Source organism: Atopobacter sp. AH10, from assembly GCF_003664595.1.
Classification (GTDB): domain Bacteria; phylum Bacillota; class Bacilli; order Lactobacillales; family Aerococcaceae; genus Atopobacter.
In genome coordinates this window covers 56,067-69,721 of the sequence record NZ_QXPZ01000023.1, presented here as the reverse complement: position 1 = coordinate 69,721, position 13,655 = coordinate 56,067, and the positions used below count along the sequence as shown (strand labels likewise).

19 protein-coding genes, 2 tRNA genes and 1 pseudogene are annotated in these 13,655 nt (G+C 38.1%); 18 read left to right on the top strand and 4 right to left on the bottom strand.

The genetic code is table 11. From position 1 onward, the window contains the following. Positions 1–68: 68 nt before the first annotated feature. Positions 69–142 (top strand) — tRNA-Asn (locus D3H64_RS06210). Positions 143–263: 121 nt separating this feature from the next. After that, a tRNA-Thr gene (locus tag D3H64_RS06205) sits at positions 264–336 on the top strand. Between the two features lie 132 nt (positions 337–468). Here D3H64_RS06205 and D3H64_RS06200 read toward each other — a convergent pair. The 3 genes from D3H64_RS06200 to D3H64_RS06190 form a co-directional block, all read right to left on the bottom strand. Beyond that, positions 469–1,569 carry a tyrosine-type recombinase/integrase gene (locus tag D3H64_RS06200; RefSeq protein ID WP_121565406.1) on the bottom strand — a complete coding sequence of 367 codons (1,101 nt, stop codon included), beginning with the start codon at positions 1,567–1,569 and terminating at the stop codon, positions 469–471. Positions 1,570–1,693: 124 nt separating this feature from the next. Further along, positions 1,694–2,515, bottom strand: a complete 822-nt coding sequence (locus tag D3H64_RS06195; protein WP_121565405.1) for a KilA-N domain-containing protein — start codon at positions 2,513–2,515, stop codon at positions 1,694–1,696. 16 nt (positions 2,516–2,531) lie between these two features. Continuing rightward, positions 2,532–3,209, bottom strand: coding sequence for an XRE family transcriptional regulator (locus tag D3H64_RS06190; protein WP_233554904.1), 678 nt, complete (start codon positions 3,207–3,209; stop codon positions 2,532–2,534). Between the two features lie 152 nt (positions 3,210–3,361). Between D3H64_RS06190 and D3H64_RS10520 the strand changes: the two genes are divergently transcribed. Both D3H64_RS10520 and D3H64_RS06185 read left to right on the top strand, forming a co-directional pair. Continuing rightward, positions 3,362–3,484: a hypothetical protein gene (locus tag D3H64_RS10520; protein ID WP_255421003.1), complete on the top strand. Its 123-nt coding sequence runs from the start codon at positions 3,362–3,364 to the stop codon at positions 3,482–3,484. A 178-nt stretch (positions 3,485–3,662) separates the two neighbouring features. After that, the gene (locus tag D3H64_RS06185) at positions 3,663–3,890 is read left to right on the top strand and encodes a hypothetical protein (protein ID WP_121565403.1); all 228 of its coding nucleotides are present in this window, start codon (positions 3,663–3,665) and stop codon (positions 3,888–3,890) included. A gap of 142 nt (positions 3,891–4,032) precedes the next feature. Here D3H64_RS06185 and D3H64_RS10410 read toward each other — a convergent pair whose 3' ends face one another. Next, on the bottom strand, positions 4,033–4,371 hold the full coding sequence (locus tag D3H64_RS10410; protein WP_233554903.1) for a DUF4145 domain-containing protein: 339 nt from the start codon (positions 4,369–4,371) through the stop codon (positions 4,033–4,035). A 395-nt stretch (positions 4,372–4,766) separates the two neighbouring features. Here D3H64_RS10410 and D3H64_RS06175 point away from each other — a divergent pair, with 395 nt between their 5' ends. The 14 genes and pseudogenes from D3H64_RS06175 (at position 4,767) to D3H64_RS06120 (ending at position 13,432) form a co-directional block, all read left to right on the top strand. Then, positions 4,767–5,069 (top strand): DUF771 domain-containing protein, encoded by a 303-nt coding sequence (locus tag D3H64_RS06175; RefSeq protein ID WP_121565402.1) that lies wholly within the window; start codon positions 4,767–4,769, stop codon positions 5,067–5,069. A gap of 5 nt (positions 5,070–5,074) precedes the next feature. Continuing rightward, the gene (locus D3H64_RS10240) at positions 5,075–5,248 is read left to right on the top strand and encodes a hypothetical protein (protein WP_158589243.1); all 174 of its coding nucleotides are present in this window, start codon (positions 5,075–5,077) and stop codon (positions 5,246–5,248) included. Next, positions 5,245–5,409, top strand: a complete 165-nt coding sequence (locus D3H64_RS10235) for a hypothetical protein (protein ID WP_158589242.1) — start codon at positions 5,245–5,247, stop codon at positions 5,407–5,409. The genes D3H64_RS10240 and D3H64_RS10235 overlap by 4 nt, the downstream gene beginning before the upstream one ends. A 33-nt stretch (positions 5,410–5,442) precedes the next feature. Next, positions 5,443–5,793 (top strand): hypothetical protein, encoded by a 351-nt coding sequence (locus tag D3H64_RS06170; RefSeq protein WP_121565401.1) that lies wholly within the window; start codon positions 5,443–5,445, stop codon positions 5,791–5,793. Next, positions 5,794–6,096 carry a VRR-NUC domain-containing protein gene (locus tag D3H64_RS06165; RefSeq protein WP_121565400.1) on the top strand — a complete coding sequence of 101 codons (303 nt, stop codon included), beginning with the start codon at positions 5,794–5,796 and terminating at the stop codon, positions 6,094–6,096. 289 nt (positions 6,097–6,385) lie between these two features. Next, on the top strand, positions 6,386–7,303 hold the full coding sequence (locus D3H64_RS06160) for a helicase-related protein (protein WP_370448457.1): 918 nt from the start codon (positions 6,386–6,388) through the stop codon (positions 7,301–7,303). Positions 7,304–7,305: 2 nt separating this feature from the next. Further along, a complete protein-coding gene (locus D3H64_RS06155) occupies positions 7,306–7,509 on the top strand; it encodes a hypothetical protein (RefSeq protein WP_121565398.1) in 204 nt (67 codons plus the stop codon). Then, on the top strand, positions 7,469–8,434 hold the full coding sequence (locus D3H64_RS06150; RefSeq protein ID WP_370448456.1) for a lambda-exonuclease family protein: 966 nt from the start codon (positions 7,469–7,471) through the stop codon (positions 8,432–8,434). The genes D3H64_RS06155 and D3H64_RS06150 overlap by 41 nt, the downstream gene beginning before the upstream one ends. Position 8,435: 1 nt before the next feature. Beyond that, entirely contained in the window at positions 8,436–9,272 is an 837-nt protein-coding gene (locus D3H64_RS06145; protein ID WP_121565396.1) for an AAA family ATPase, read from the top strand. 14 nt (positions 9,273–9,286) lie between these two features. After that, complete coding sequence (locus D3H64_RS06140) at positions 9,287–9,811, top strand: DUF669 domain-containing protein (RefSeq protein WP_121565395.1); 525 nt, start codon at positions 9,287–9,289, stop codon at positions 9,809–9,811. 23 nt (positions 9,812–9,834) lie between these two features. Beyond that, positions 9,835–11,910, top strand: a complete 2,076-nt coding sequence (locus D3H64_RS06135) for a phage/plasmid primase, P4 family (RefSeq protein WP_233554902.1) — start codon at positions 9,835–9,837, stop codon at positions 11,908–11,910. 398 nt (positions 11,911–12,308) lie between these two features. Further along, on the top strand, positions 12,309–12,719 hold the full coding sequence (locus D3H64_RS06130; protein ID WP_121565394.1) for a DUF1492 domain-containing protein: 411 nt from the start codon (positions 12,309–12,311) through the stop codon (positions 12,717–12,719). Positions 12,720–12,837: 118 nt separating this feature from the next. Continuing rightward, positions 12,838–12,954: pseudogene (locus D3H64_RS10575) on the top strand (type II toxin-antitoxin system HicA family toxin); the annotation flags it as partial. Between the two features lie 55 nt (positions 12,955–13,009). Next, positions 13,010–13,432 carry a type II toxin-antitoxin system HicB family antitoxin gene (locus D3H64_RS06120; protein WP_121565392.1) on the top strand — a complete coding sequence of 141 codons (423 nt, stop codon included), beginning with the start codon at positions 13,010–13,012 and terminating at the stop codon, positions 13,430–13,432. The last annotated feature ends 223 nt before the right edge of the window (positions 13,433–13,655 follow it).

Below are 13,655 nucleotides of genomic sequence, written 5' to 3'. Positions count from 1 at the left end.
TAAGCTTCTTTGCGCCGATAGTAGTTGGGGGTTTCTCCCTGCGAGGGTAGGACGTCGCCATGCTTCATTCCGCAATAGCTCAGTTGGTAGTAGCGCATGACTGTTAATCATGATGTCGTAGGTTCGAGTCCTACTTGCGGAGTAAGAGGGGATTGGTGGGGGAGCACCACTGATCCTTTTTTATTCCGTCTACTCTAACGAGTGATTGAAGAGTATTGACAGCTCTTAATGGATAGGGTATGCTATACACTGTAAATAATTGCGCCGCTTTAGCTCAGCTGGTAGAGCGCATCCATGGTAAGGATGAGGTCGCCGGTTCAAGCCCGGCAAGTGGCTCTAGGTATTGTTTAAAGATCGTTATAGAAAATCTTTAAACAGGTCACAAACTGCATTATGTAGCGGTTTGTGGCTTTTTTTGTTTTTTCAAGATTTTAAAAGAAAGCGAAAGAATGCAAAATAATTTTGCATTCATTTTGCACGATTTGTAAGACGTTCGATGGCTTCAATTGTTTTAGTTTCTTCTTTCGCTTTTAGTTCTTTGATGACATGACTGTAAGTCTTTTGGGTTTCTATCACACTTGAATGCCCTAAGCGATTCGCAATGTAGTTAATATCGATGTGGTTAAAAATCAGATAACTACAATGGCTATGCCTAAATGCATGAGGTGTTAATATTTCTACTTCTAATTCCTTGCAAACTTTTTTCAGATACTTAGACGCTCCCCCGTACGTTATGATTGGGTCGTTGAAGTGGTTTAGAAATAAGTATGTGGGGCAATGTTTACGATAGGCTAGTTTATACTGATTAAGTAGTAATTGGGTTTGATGATCAATTTGAATCGTTCGAATAGAAGCTTTGGTTTTGCCATCTGTAAACAGCTTATAGCTATGGTTATAGCCACGATTGATGTGAATAAGGTTATCTTCAATATCTGCCCAGCTAAGGCCATAAGCTTCACCGATACGCATACCCGTTGTAGCCAACAAATAATAAAGCATATCAGCTGGCACCTTGATCTTACTGAAGTATTGAATAAGTTTGTCTAGTTCGTCTTGATTCCAATATTTAATTCTTGAGCTTGCTGGAGCTGTATAATTGAGTTGAGCTCGCCAGGTGGGGTCTTTGGTTATAGTGCCATCGTGAAGAGCGTCTTCCATGCATTTTTTAAAGGCGTAATGAGTTTTTTCAAGAACGTCTTGTCCGCAAGTCTTCCCTCTTTCGTCTAGAAAGGCTTGATATTCAAGGCGTGTTAAATCTTTTAGTCGCCTTTTTTTAAAGAATTGTTTTACTAACCTTATATTTAGCCTGTACCGATTAAGCGTACTCGGACTCACGTCTTTCATTTTATAAGTTTCGCACCATGTTTCGAAATATTCAGCTACAGTAGTATCCTCGTCAACAAAAGAATAGTTATTCATGACTTTTTCTTTTAATTTTCCCTCGTATACTTTTGCCTCCTTTTTAGTTTTAAATCCCGATTTATTCTTTGTCCGATACTTATCATTTTCATCTTTATATGATACTCGGACGTTCCAAAGACCTGTCTTTTTATCTTTTTTTATTGCCATACGTATTCCTCCTATTATAATGCGTGCAAAATGTGTTATAATAGGCGCATAAATAGCCCTACTATAGGGTGTTTTGGTTAGATCCCACTCCTCAGACCGCCAAGTTAGAGGGAGTGGGATTTTTTTATTGTAGTTTTTTTAAGTCTTGTAATGCTTTCTGGTTACTATTAATAAGAATTTCTTGTTGTTCTCTAGCAATTCTGTTTAGTTCTCTCAACCTTACAGCCATCGGTACGTTTTGTTTATTCATCTCAGCATTGATGGCCTGTAAATTATTCATAATCAATAATTGCTCGATCGTAGAGTTATCTCTAAGGTTACCTTCTTTATTTGGGTACCTTCTTTTGAATTCTTTTGCTGTCATTCCATATAAAGCTGTATTTAACATATCCGCTTCATTTGCATATGTATAACGAATTTGATTGGGAGTTAATTCAGGCGTGATAAGATGTTCTTTGATAGCATCAGTATGTATAGAATAATTTAACTTTGATATATAACGATTAGTTTGCCATTCAATTTGGTTTTTATAAGATTCTTCTTGTTTTAAGCGTTGATAGTCTTGGATAATATAAAGTTTGAACTCAGGTGATATCCAAGAAGCAAATTCAAAAGCGATATCTGAATGAGCATATGTACCACCATATCTTCCTGGTTTAGAAGTGATTCCAATTCCATTCAAGTCTTCAATCCATCTTTTGGGGGTCATTACTAATCTTCCTGTTTTACTTCTAACCGTATGGAATTCCATACGGTTAAAATTTGGATTATTAATTGATTCCCAAACTGATAGAAAATCGATTGTAGAGTAATTACTCATCCAATTAGAAACCACTATTCTAGGGTCATCAGGATTACTGTACTTTGCAATATCCGTCAAACTAATATAGTCAGTATCTGATTTTAAAATTTGAATTTCATTACCATTTGCAACTATCTTGACCAATAATAATTCTCCCTTCCTAAATAATAACTTTCCCGATGACCCTAACATCATCTTTAACGACTATATCTTCATACTTATCATTAATCGACTTCAGCACAACATGTTCACCGTTATAATAGAACTTCTTGCAAGTCACCTCGTTTCTGTTTAACTCCACGATGGCAATTTCGCCATTTTCAACCGTGGATTGTTCACGATAAAAGATTATTTGACCGTCCTCGATCAATGGTTCCATCGAGTCGCCTTTGACGGTCAGGGCATAGTCTGCGCCGTGTGGGATCTCCGTCTGGATCTGTTCAGCATTTAATTGAGAATACTCAAGAGGTGCACCTGCTGCCGTTGCGCCCACAAGGTAGATGGAGGAGGATTCATGGATCGTATTATTCTGTTCATCTAATTGATGTTCAGCGTAGGTGTAGACCTTGCGTTGGCGGGGTGGGGTGAGTTGGTCGTATAGGTTTTGGATGTTTGTTTTATTAGATTGATTTCCGCCGAATACTAACGTTTGTACATCGGTATTAAATATCTTAGTAAGTTTTTCAATATCATCGACTTTAGGGTAATTATCCCCAGAAATCCATCTTGATACTGCGGATTTAGTTTTTCCCATCATTTCGCCTAACTCTTCCATAGTTAGGTTATTCTTTTTTCTAAAGTAGTTAAGCATTTCGCCAAATATAATTTCGCTTTCCATTTTCATCACCTCATTTCTTTCTACATTAAATTATACTAAGGTGTTGAATAAAAGTAAACAAAAACGTTGCAAAAAAATCAATTTAATAGTTGCAAAAAAATCAACATCATGCTATACTTGATTCAGAAGTTAAGGAAAGGAGGTAATAAGCCATGAAAAAGCTTGCTATAAAAATAGATGAGCTTACTGAACTAGTCAGCAAACTCATCCGATTGGCGCTAGAGATTGGGACTCTAGCAACAGTCATTAAAATGATACTAAACAGTATCAACTAGGATTAAGGGGCTTAGCCCCCTTAACCTAGACATATTATAGCACTTTTTCATGGCTAGACCACAATGAAAAGAATAGGAAAACTAATTATTCAAATTGTGAGATTGGGTATTATCGTTACGGGATTAATAATTTTATTCAAATAATGATTATTATTTGAAATAGAATGGGGGTGATGTTTTGGAGGCAAAAACTTTTAAACCGCTTGATGATTTGTTAGATAAAACAGGATACAAACTTACTTATATAGCTGAACAGTTAGGAATTAAACCTTCTACATTATATAAATGGAGAGTATCGCCAAATATGATAGGTGTAGATGGCATGGAGGGTATAGCGAAATTAACAGGTGTTGATTTTATCGATGTTTATAACATCGTAAAAAAATTTAAAGAAAAAGTTGATTAAAATGCAACTTTACTTTGTACCCCTCGCAGGGGAGTAGAAAGGAGAGAGGGATGGATACATTAGAAAAAACAGCCCTCAATGAAATATTGAAGACTGTCGCTTATATTGCTGAAGAAGTGAACGAAATTAACCGCAAGCTTGATCATTTAGAGGTGAAAGAAAGTGCTTCGTCAGCATCTAAATCAGCAGAGATAAAATGAACTGCTGAATTAATGAATCGTTTCAAATCATCTAGATCTTTATCGTCATGTTTACGAACGTAATGAGTTTCGTCATTGCCGATCCAAGCAACTGCTGTAGATAGATTTTGAAGTTTTGGGAAGTCAGTGAAATTTTCTTTAATAACTTGAGCTAGAGGCTGCTTTTCAATTTTGTTCTGATTTTCAGGATATCTATGAATCGCATAATCTTTAATCAAGAATTCAGTAGCTTTCCGATACCCTACCCCTGCAATTAAATCTAAAATGTTCAGATTCGGCAATGGCTGACTGAAAATAAATAGAAGCGAACATGTTAGATAGGGACATGATTTTAGCAGGAAAGTTTACATTAACAGGGGGACGATATGAATAATCAACCTTTCTGGCTTGGCTTTCTGATGTGGCTATATATTCTACCGCAAAGTATTTTTGACAGTCGGTGTAACTGCATTTGAAAGTTAGGGAAAAGCTGGAATGCTTCGGTGTGAATTTTTGGTCGCTATTTGAAACAGAAACAAGTTTAGGTGACATAACTCTTCCACAATGAGGGCAAACATTAGGGTAATTAAGATAAATATTTTTAGTATACCCTAAAAAATCTATGTTAATTTTGTTCATAATAATCATCTCCTTTAGGTGATTATAGCATGGAGAGAAAAAATAAGGAGGTGATGAAATGGAATTAGCAGAACTCTTTGAAATGGAAAAACAAGTCCAAGCCAAAGAATATGAAAAGAAGCTAGCGGAACTAGAAAAGCAACTTGAGATAGGTTCTGTTGGCGATAGCAAATGGGCTTGCGAGATGTTAGGAATTAAAACTTTCGCCAAAATTAAGGAATTAGTCCTTTACCCATTCAGAAATGAACTTGAAGGCGAAATAGTTTTCTTTTCTGATACCCAAGGCATTCCTTGGCGCTTTAACAAATATAAATTTAGACACTGGGTAGACGAAAATTTCAAAAGAATAGAATGGAAGTGAAAACAATGAAAGAAGCGCTAAAAGATATTTGTAAATCAGTTCTAATTGTCTTGGCATTCTTTGCTGTTATCGTTTATCTAGCATTTGATACCGATAGAATCTATCATCAAGAACACCGCCAAGGAATACAAAAATTTTATTATTATCCAGAAGAAGAATTTGGGGTGGATAAAAAATGAAAGATGCAAAAAGGATACTACTAGCAATCAACTCACGCATTCAAGCTTATATCGAATCGGGGTACGAACCATATAAAGAAGAGGCAGAAGCACTGTTAGAGCTTCTGGAGTACGAAAAAAGCCGATCACTAAACAGTGATCGACTTACCAAAAATAACTAAGTTAAGTATAACACAGAAAGGAAAAATTACGCCATGAGCCATGAAAAAAAACCAATAACACAGAGGATAATGGAATTTCTGAGAGAACACCCTCATGCAACAAATGATGAGATTGCTGAGACAGCAGGTATTACGAACAAAAGAGCAGCTGATACATTAAGCGTTTTGAACATAAGGGGATGGGTTGATTCTAGCTACAATGAAGGGAAAAGAACGATCATTGTTAAATGGAAGCCTAAAGACACTGAAACAGTTAAAGAGTTAAGACAGAATACCTATTACGAAATGTTGCCTAAGGCGCTAGAAACATATGAAGAAGCTACGAATGTTCAAGACTTAAATGTGGCTGCTAAGATCATCTTTAGAATTTTGGAGAATTTATAAATGAGCAATCCAGAGAAACAAGTAGAGAACAAAATCAAAAACTACTTAGCTTCAATTGGTGCTTACTTTGAAAAGATTCATGGCGGATCAGTCTATCAAGCTTCAGGAATACCAGATATTCTAGCGTGTTATAAGGGGCGTTTTATAGCGATTGAGGTTAAAAGGCCTAATGGTGGTGTCACTTCTGCTTTGCAAAAGCTAAAGCTTAAGCAAATAGAAGAAGCGGGTGGGATTGCGATTGTGGCTAGGAGCGTTGAAGAGATCCAATCAGCATTGGGAGAGGGTGGACTAACTGATTTATAGAGATGACATCCTTTACCAATTTCAAAGAGAAGCTATAAAAAAATCTAACCCTAATTATTTCTTTGCGTTGGACACGGGTACGGGCAAGACCATAACAGCCATTCATCACTATCTAAAATATTCGAACGGTGAGAAACTACTTATCTTTGCCCCGCCTGCCAAAAAGAAGGAAGGTGGATGGGATCGGGACATCAAGTTTATATGCGATACATACGGTATCAGTATAAACTATGAGGTTATCTCATACGGAATATTAGCCAGGACTTCAATTCCGTCTGAAAAGTATTTTGTGATTTTTGATGAGGCGCACTATATCAAAAACCCGACATCAAAAAGAGGGAAACAAGGAAATATAATCGCTCAATCAGCAACACATTTTAGCTTATTAACTGCTACGCCGATGGCTAACGGTTGGGAGGATAGCGTGAATTACTTTATCATGTTTGGTTTTGCTAAAAACAAAACACAATTCAATAAAGAACATGCTATTTTCCAAAATATAACGATGGGTAACATTACTTTTCCGAAGATTGTCGGATGGCGAGATGAAGAGCAACTCCAGGAATGGTACAAGAGTTTTACTGTCTCAATCAGTAAAGATGAAGCTTTAGATTTACCACCTTTAGTTTTCGAGACGGTATCTTTTGAACCATCAAAAGAATATAAGAAGCTTAAAAAAGATCGTGTGCTTAATGATGAGGCTTACGATACAATGCCGAAACTTATGCACGGTCTGAGATATTACACCAACCAAAAAGATAAGCTAGATTGGGCGGATATGTTCTTTGAGGGATCGAACCGAAACATTGTGATCTTTTATCAGTACAAAGCAGAATTTGAAGAGCTGAAAAAGCTTTGCGAAAAGCACAACAAAAGAATCTATGCAGTAAACGGCAACAAGTCAAGCTTGCCCGATAAATCAGAATGGGGCGAGTTAAATAACTCCGTCACTTTGATTCAGTATCAAGCGGGATCAAGTGGGATTGAGTTGCAGTATTGTACGGAGGTTGTTTTCTACACACCAACTTATAGCTATCAAGATTACACGCAAGCGCTAGGACGAGCCTATCGCAACGGACAGACGAATAAAGTCACGGTTTATAAGTTCACCACCAAGGGAACCATAGAGGAAGCGGTATGGCAAGCCCTAAACAATAAGAAAGACTTTGATGAAAAGTTATACCAACAAACAAAATTAGGAGGATGAAAATGAGAAACAAGATTATTCACAAAACATGCATTGCATGCAACAAGAGCTATGATTTAGCGGTTAATTCTGAAGATTTAGAAAGATATGAGCAAGGCGAATATGCACAAAACGCTTTCCCCTATTTAGCGTCAAGTGAGCGAGAGCTAATTATTTCAGGGTTATGTGGCGATTGTTTTAACGACTTATTTGAAACGGGTGATTAATATGGTGGGCGGATTTAAAGGCTTTGGCTTGCAAAAGCAAGACCCTAACGTAACACAAAAACGGAATTATTATGTCGGTGGTTCTGATGTTCCAACCATTCTAGGGATCAATCCATACAAAACACAGTATGAGCTGGCACTTGAGAAGACGGAGATCAAACCTAAAGAGTTTATCAGCAACGAGTACACTCAATACGGTAATCAATTAGAACCACAAATCAGAGAGTACATTAACGCTACGACTGAAGCTCACTTTATCGTTGACACAGCGATCGATAAAGACAAGAAAATCCGTTCTAACGTGGACGGCGTTGACTATGACCACAAGTTATTACTCGAAGTTAAGACACACGGCAAGAATCCTAAACTGAATGTCTACGAGGTGCAGATGCAACTGTACATGCACCAGTTGGGGCTGGAAGAAGGATGGCTTGCAATGTACGAAAGACCATCAGACTTTGATATTGAGTTTGACGCAGAACGCTTAAAGATCGAAGTCATTAAAAGAGATGAAAGCAAAATCAAACAAATCCTAGATGCGATCGAAACATTTTGGATCCGTTGTGAGTATTTAAAAGACAATCCAGAAATGACCGAGTCTGAATTTATGACCGTTGGGACAGACATGGATGTAGCAGTGGCTAGATTAAATAAAGTGGCCCCTACCATCCTAAAATTTAAAGAAGAAGTCGCACGACTAGAAGCCATTGAGAAAGAAGCTAAAGAGCTGCTTTATCAAAAAATGACTGAATATAGCATAAAAAAATGGGAGACTCCGTTCTTTGTTGTCACTAGGGTCTTGCCGTCAAAATCTAATCGCTTTGATTCCAAGCGTTTTAAAGAAGAACATCCCGATATTTACGATGAGTATTTAACCACGAGCGAACGTAAAGGCTATGTGAAGTTAACAGAAAGGAAGAAGTAAAATGGGCATTTTACCACCAAACAAAAAGCAAAAGACAACCGACACACCTAAGAATTTTTTCATCTATGGGGCAACCATGAACGGCAAGTCCTACCTTGCTGGAGAGTTCCCTAATCCCCTGTTTCTTGACACAGACGGCAATGCTTCGGCCAATCCATATCCTAGCATTCCGCTTCGGAACATCCGTGGCAAGGACGGAAAAATCCGTCAATCTGTTGTTGAACAGTTAGACCAAATTATCACAGAGTTGCAGACAACTCATCACGGCTTTGAAACGATCGTATTAGACGTTATTGATGACATTGCTTCAATGATCGAGTTCTATGTATGTGACCGTGAAGGAGTAGAGACGTTAGTTGATATCGGATATGGAAAAGGCTATGCTGCTTTCAATTCCATTTTTCAGCAATTAGTAATTGAGCTCAAGGCGCTACCTATAAACGTTGTCTACGTGTCACGGATTCAGACCATCTCAGAAGATAATGTTACTTATGAAATTCCGTCTCTAAAAGAAAAGCTGGTCAACGTAGTTAACGGTAACTGTGACTACATGATCCAATGCAAGAAAATTGGTAAGAATTACATTCGTGTAGTTAAGAGCAAACGTAAGAATTACGACCGTGAAGCTATTGAAGATAAGCGAACGGTTAAAATTCTTGACTCAATCACAGGAGCTTTTGAAAGATCAAGACAAATAGATAAGAAAACTCAAGACGCTATCGTGAAGGAGCTTGAGAAGAAAGAAGAGATCGTAATCGAAGAAGGAAATGACAAGAAAAACGAACCTATTAAACCAGCCAAACCAGTCGCTAGCCGTACTAAACCAGTCATTAAATAAGGAGTGTACAAAATATGTCATTATTAGAAATCGCTAAACAAACTTTGCAAAACTTTGACCCTAAAAAAGACAGTCCCAACCAAATGAGCAACGAAGGGTTGCCAACTGGTACATATGATGTAGTGATCAACAACGCCTATTATAACGCCTACGAAAGTGGCTACGAGTGTATCTGTATTTCAGCCGAAGTGTTAACAGGTGATTATACAGGCCGTAAAGAATTTATCAATGTAAATCTTGATCCAACGACTGAAGTGAACCAAAAGTATCGTTTCATTCTCGAAAAAAATATCAAACTGATTGCTCAATTCTGTGATGTAATTGGTTTTGAACCGTCCGACGAAAACTGGGAGGATCAATATACATTAGGAGAAGCTATTCAACCACACGCTCAAGGCAAGCAACTGATTTTAGAAGTTAAGCAATCCACTACTAAGAAAGGTAAAGTCGTATCTAACTATGAATTTAAAGCTTATCCGGAAGATATGGCGCCAAGTGTTGAACCAGCCGATCTAACTGAGGACGATTTACCGTTTTAACCAAATAGAAAGGGGAGTACCTCATGTACTACACCTTACATGTGCACCCCATCCCCTACAACCACAAGCCAGACGCACGGACGGCCGCATCCATCAGTAAGTCGATTGTTGACCATCTAGAAGCTTATACTCCTGAACAATTAGCGGACAAATTAGGCAACGGTCACACCGTTTGCCTAGGTCTGATGGATGGGACGAGGTCTAAATCCAATTTTATCAGTCAGCAGGTTATGATGTTGGACTTTGACAACACGATTAACGGTCAAGTCGCTTCAGGTGAAAACTATGTCACGATTGATGATGTGCTATCCAATGAGTGGATGAGGCAGAATGCTGCTTTTGTGTATAAAACTTTCTCTTACAAGCCTCATTGGCAGAAGTTTAGAGTAGTGATCTTTCTTGATAAGATCATCAAGGATTCAGACGAGGTCACACGCACCTATGAGTGGCTTATGCAGCGCTACCCACAAGCAGATAAAGCGCCTAAAGATTGTAGCCGTATATTTTACGGTGGCTTTGAAGTGATAGAGATTAATTTTTCGAACACTTGGACACCCGAACAGCTAGAGAAGAAACATAAAAAGGCAACTGTGGCCAAGAAAGTTAAAAAGCTTTCTAAAAGGCAATCGGCTCAGATGATAAGATCTTACATTCAAAGAGAACAAGAGCACCTGTCTGAGTATGGCAACGCCTTATCAGCAATTTCTGTCATTGGCAAGGCGGTTTTGACAGGTGAGATTCAAGAATCCCATGCAAGAGAATACGTCAGACTCCTAGCCATGGGCAATGAAGAATGGGCTGAAGAAAATGAGGTTAAACTCAATGAGTTTTTAGGCAAGCGAATTGAGGACATTTACACAGAGTACTCTTTTGCTGAAAAGTTCTCAGCCACTCAGCAATTAGAGGGCAAATTTGACGCTATCGAGTTCGCTAATGAGATTGTCAAGGACTTAGAGATCTATCGCTATAAAGACAAAACTTACTTTAAGGACGGCCTTATTTGGACGTGTGACGAGAATAAGCTTTTACGTGCGTTCAACGGACTTAGAGAGTTAACAAAAGCCCAAGACGCTGAAGTGATCCATCAATTGAGTAAAAAAGCCCCAGAAATTGAATTAGACGTCTCAGTTATTCAACTAAAAAATAACTATCATATCATCGGCGGTAATGTTAAGCAGGGGATTTCTGAAGAATTTACACCTTTTTTGTTAGATGTTAACTATGACCCTAAGGCTTACAACGCTGATGTGGACAATTTCTTAAATTTTTTAGTCATGGACAGACCACAACTGAGAATAATTGTTGAGGAGTTGCTAGGACATATCCTCCTGTTGAGGGGATTCCCCCATAAAGTTTTCTTCTTGGTCGGCGAGCGTGGAGCTAACGGAAAATCTACCTTTATCGAAATGCTGAATAGTTTCGTTGGAGATTTAGGATCTAACGTGAACCTAGAGTCTTTTAACGATGACACATCTCTGATGGCACTTGAGGATAAATTAGTTAACGTCGGTGACGATATTGACGCTTCTTATTTAGACAAATCAATGAACTTTAAAACGTTGGCTTCTGGTAATACGATTATGTATCGTCCAATTTACAGCACTGCCAGAAAACTCAAGAACACCGCAACGCTCATTTTCACCGCTAACGACATGCCAACCTTTAGGGACAAGTCGGGAGGTATCGAAAGACGGCTTGTGATTATTCCTTGCGACAATGTCGTTCAGCATGCTGATTTTGAGATGGATAAAAAATTATCCACGGACGAAGCGAAAAGTTATCTGCTGAACCTTGCTCTTAAAGGGGTAGGCAGCATTCGAAAGAACGGTGGCCAATTATCTAAGAATGAGATTGTAGATGAGCAATTGACCCAATACTTAGAAGAGAGTGATTCAGTGCTAGCCTTTGTGAATCAAGTCGGCGTGAATCAGCAAGTGGATAAGCGGATGGTATATCAGGATTATAAAGAATTTTGCGAGCAAGTAGGGACAAAGCCACAGAAAATGGCTTCGATGACGAGGAGATTAAACACTTTGGGGTACAAGATTAAGGATACTCATCGATTGGGTCAAAGGGTAATGTTGTACATTAAAGAATAATCGATATAAAAACACTATAAAAATTACCCATACTTTTACAACTGCCCATACTTTTACCCATACTTTTACACATAGTTTTGAAATAAAGTATGGGCAGCTTGAACCCTTGGTACACATGGTTTTAGACTACTTCTTATTCTATTACCCATAGAATTTTCTTAATTAAATAAAAAAATTAATAATAATAATTGAAAAACGATTATTATTAGAAAATAAAAAAAGAATGGCGAATAAAGTATGGGTAGTTTGGGCAAAATGCTCATAAACCCTTGTGGCTCAAGGGCTCAGCCTACCCATACTTTTAAAATAAAAGCTTGTGTAAAAGTTTGGGTAGTTGGCTAAACCCTTTAATATCAAGGGTTTAAGCTACCCATACTTTTGAAAAGGAGAGTGCCAGCTTGAACGCAAAGAAATATTTAAAGCAAATACAGCAACTAGATCGTGAGATTGACCGAAAAATCTGCGAAAAAAACAAAATATATGCGTCATTATTTAAGTCGAGTAAATATCAGCCTGATCTAGTAAGCAAGTCACGCTCATCAAGATTAGACGATACTTATGCTAAAATTATTGATCTTAGCAATGAAATCGACTCGATGGTGGATCGACTAGTGGATATGAAAGTAAAAGTTACTAGGCTAATCGATCAACTTGAAGACAGGCGCAACCGTGCTGTTTTAAGTTACCGATACGTTGCTGGCAAGAGATGGGAGGAAATCGCGGAGATTATGGGATATGAGGTGAGATGGGTATATCGACTCCATGGACAAGCTTTGAAGGAATTTGATAAAATTACTAGAAACCTTTGACCTATGTTATTACCTATGTTATAATAAATGTAGCAAAGGAGGAAGCAAGATGAATAAGCGAGATTTTATCAAGCTGATTAAAAAGAAAGGCTTCTATTAACTTCCAAAACGAGGGAAGGGAAGTCACGAGGTCTGGACGGATGGAGAAAGGTTTGTGACCGTTTCGATTCCTGACAAAAGTGATTATGATCGAGGCACTTTGAATCAAATGATGAAAGATGTTGGGCTAAAGTAGCCCTGCGTCTACGGCTTAAAATTAAAATCTTGCTTCAAAATTAGGAGGAATAAAAATGGCTAAGTATAATTTTGTTGCCTTGTTTAAAAAAAGTGAGGAGCCTGAATCAAATATTTATACAGTGACGGTTCCTGATGTCCCTGGGGTAGTAACAGAAGGGAACGGCATCGATGGAGCTATTGAGCAAGTAAAAGGCGCTTTAGAAGAGATGTTGTTAACTTTAGAAGATATGGATAAAAAAATTAATACCCCTCGAAGCCTATCTGAGTTAAAGGGACTCTTGGAAAGTGACGAGGACTTCTTGCAGTATATACCGGTTGATACCTACTATGCTCGCTTGTATGAAGAAAACACTTCGGTTAATAAGATGGTGACCCTTCCGAAATGGATGGAAGTGATGGCAAAGGAGAAGAAAATTAATTTCAGTCAAACCTTGCAGGAAGCACTTCGAAAACAGCTTCAGGTAGAAAGCCATTAAAAGCCACTAAAAGTCATGTTATTATGGTAGTGTCGAAAGATGTATAAAGAGTGTAAATTCTTTTTGTCATTTGCCACAACCACATTTTCAATTTATAGCCACGCCACAATTTGTTGGTGTGGTTTTTTTATACCCTAGGCCACCTTTTTAGGCGGTCTATTTATTTATACCCCAGGAGGTCATTAATAGCCCCCTGGTATAAATGATCCAACCCAAGTGCAGG

Excerpts from the sequence above, each read along its gene's own strand:
- D3H64_RS06165 (WP_121565400.1), top strand. The coding sequence starts at position 5,794 with ATGAGCAATCCAGAGAAACAAGTAGAGAACAAAATCAAAAACTACTTA.
- D3H64_RS06145 (WP_121565396.1), top strand. The coding sequence starts at position 8,436 with ATGGGCATTTTACCACCAAACAAAAAGCAAAAGACAACCGACACACCT.
- D3H64_RS06120 (WP_121565392.1), top strand. The coding sequence starts at position 13,010 with ATGGCTAAGTATAATTTTGTTGCCTTGTTTAAAAAAAGTGAGGAGCCT.
- D3H64_RS06140 (WP_121565395.1), top strand. The coding sequence starts at position 9,287 with ATGTCATTATTAGAAATCGCTAAACAAACTTTGCAAAACTTTGACCCT.
- D3H64_RS10235 (WP_158589242.1), top strand. The coding sequence starts at position 5,245 with ATGAAAGATGCAAAAAGGATACTACTAGCAATCAACTCACGCATTCAA.
- D3H64_RS06175 (WP_121565402.1), top strand. The coding sequence starts at position 4,767 with ATGGAATTAGCAGAACTCTTTGAAATGGAAAAACAAGTCCAAGCCAAA.
- D3H64_RS06200 (WP_121565406.1), bottom strand. The coding sequence starts at position 1,569 with ATGGCAATAAAAAAAGATAAAAAGACAGGTCTTTGGAACGTCCGAGTA.
- D3H64_RS10520 (WP_255421003.1), top strand. The coding sequence starts at position 3,362 with ATGAAAAAGCTTGCTATAAAAATAGATGAGCTTACTGAACTAGTCAGC.
- D3H64_RS06155 (WP_121565398.1), top strand. The coding sequence starts at position 7,306 with ATGAGAAACAAGATTATTCACAAAACATGCATTGCATGCAACAAGAGC.
- D3H64_RS06135 (WP_233554902.1), top strand. The coding sequence starts at position 9,835 with ATGTACTACACCTTACATGTGCACCCCATCCCCTACAACCACAAGCCA.
- D3H64_RS10240 (WP_158589243.1), top strand. The coding sequence starts at position 5,075 with ATGAAAGAAGCGCTAAAAGATATTTGTAAATCAGTTCTAATTGTCTTG.
- D3H64_RS06190 (WP_233554904.1), bottom strand. The coding sequence starts at position 3,209 with ATGGAAAGCGAAATTATATTTGGCGAAATGCTTAACTACTTTAGAAAA.
- D3H64_RS06170 (WP_121565401.1), top strand. The coding sequence starts at position 5,443 with ATGAGCCATGAAAAAAAACCAATAACACAGAGGATAATGGAATTTCTG.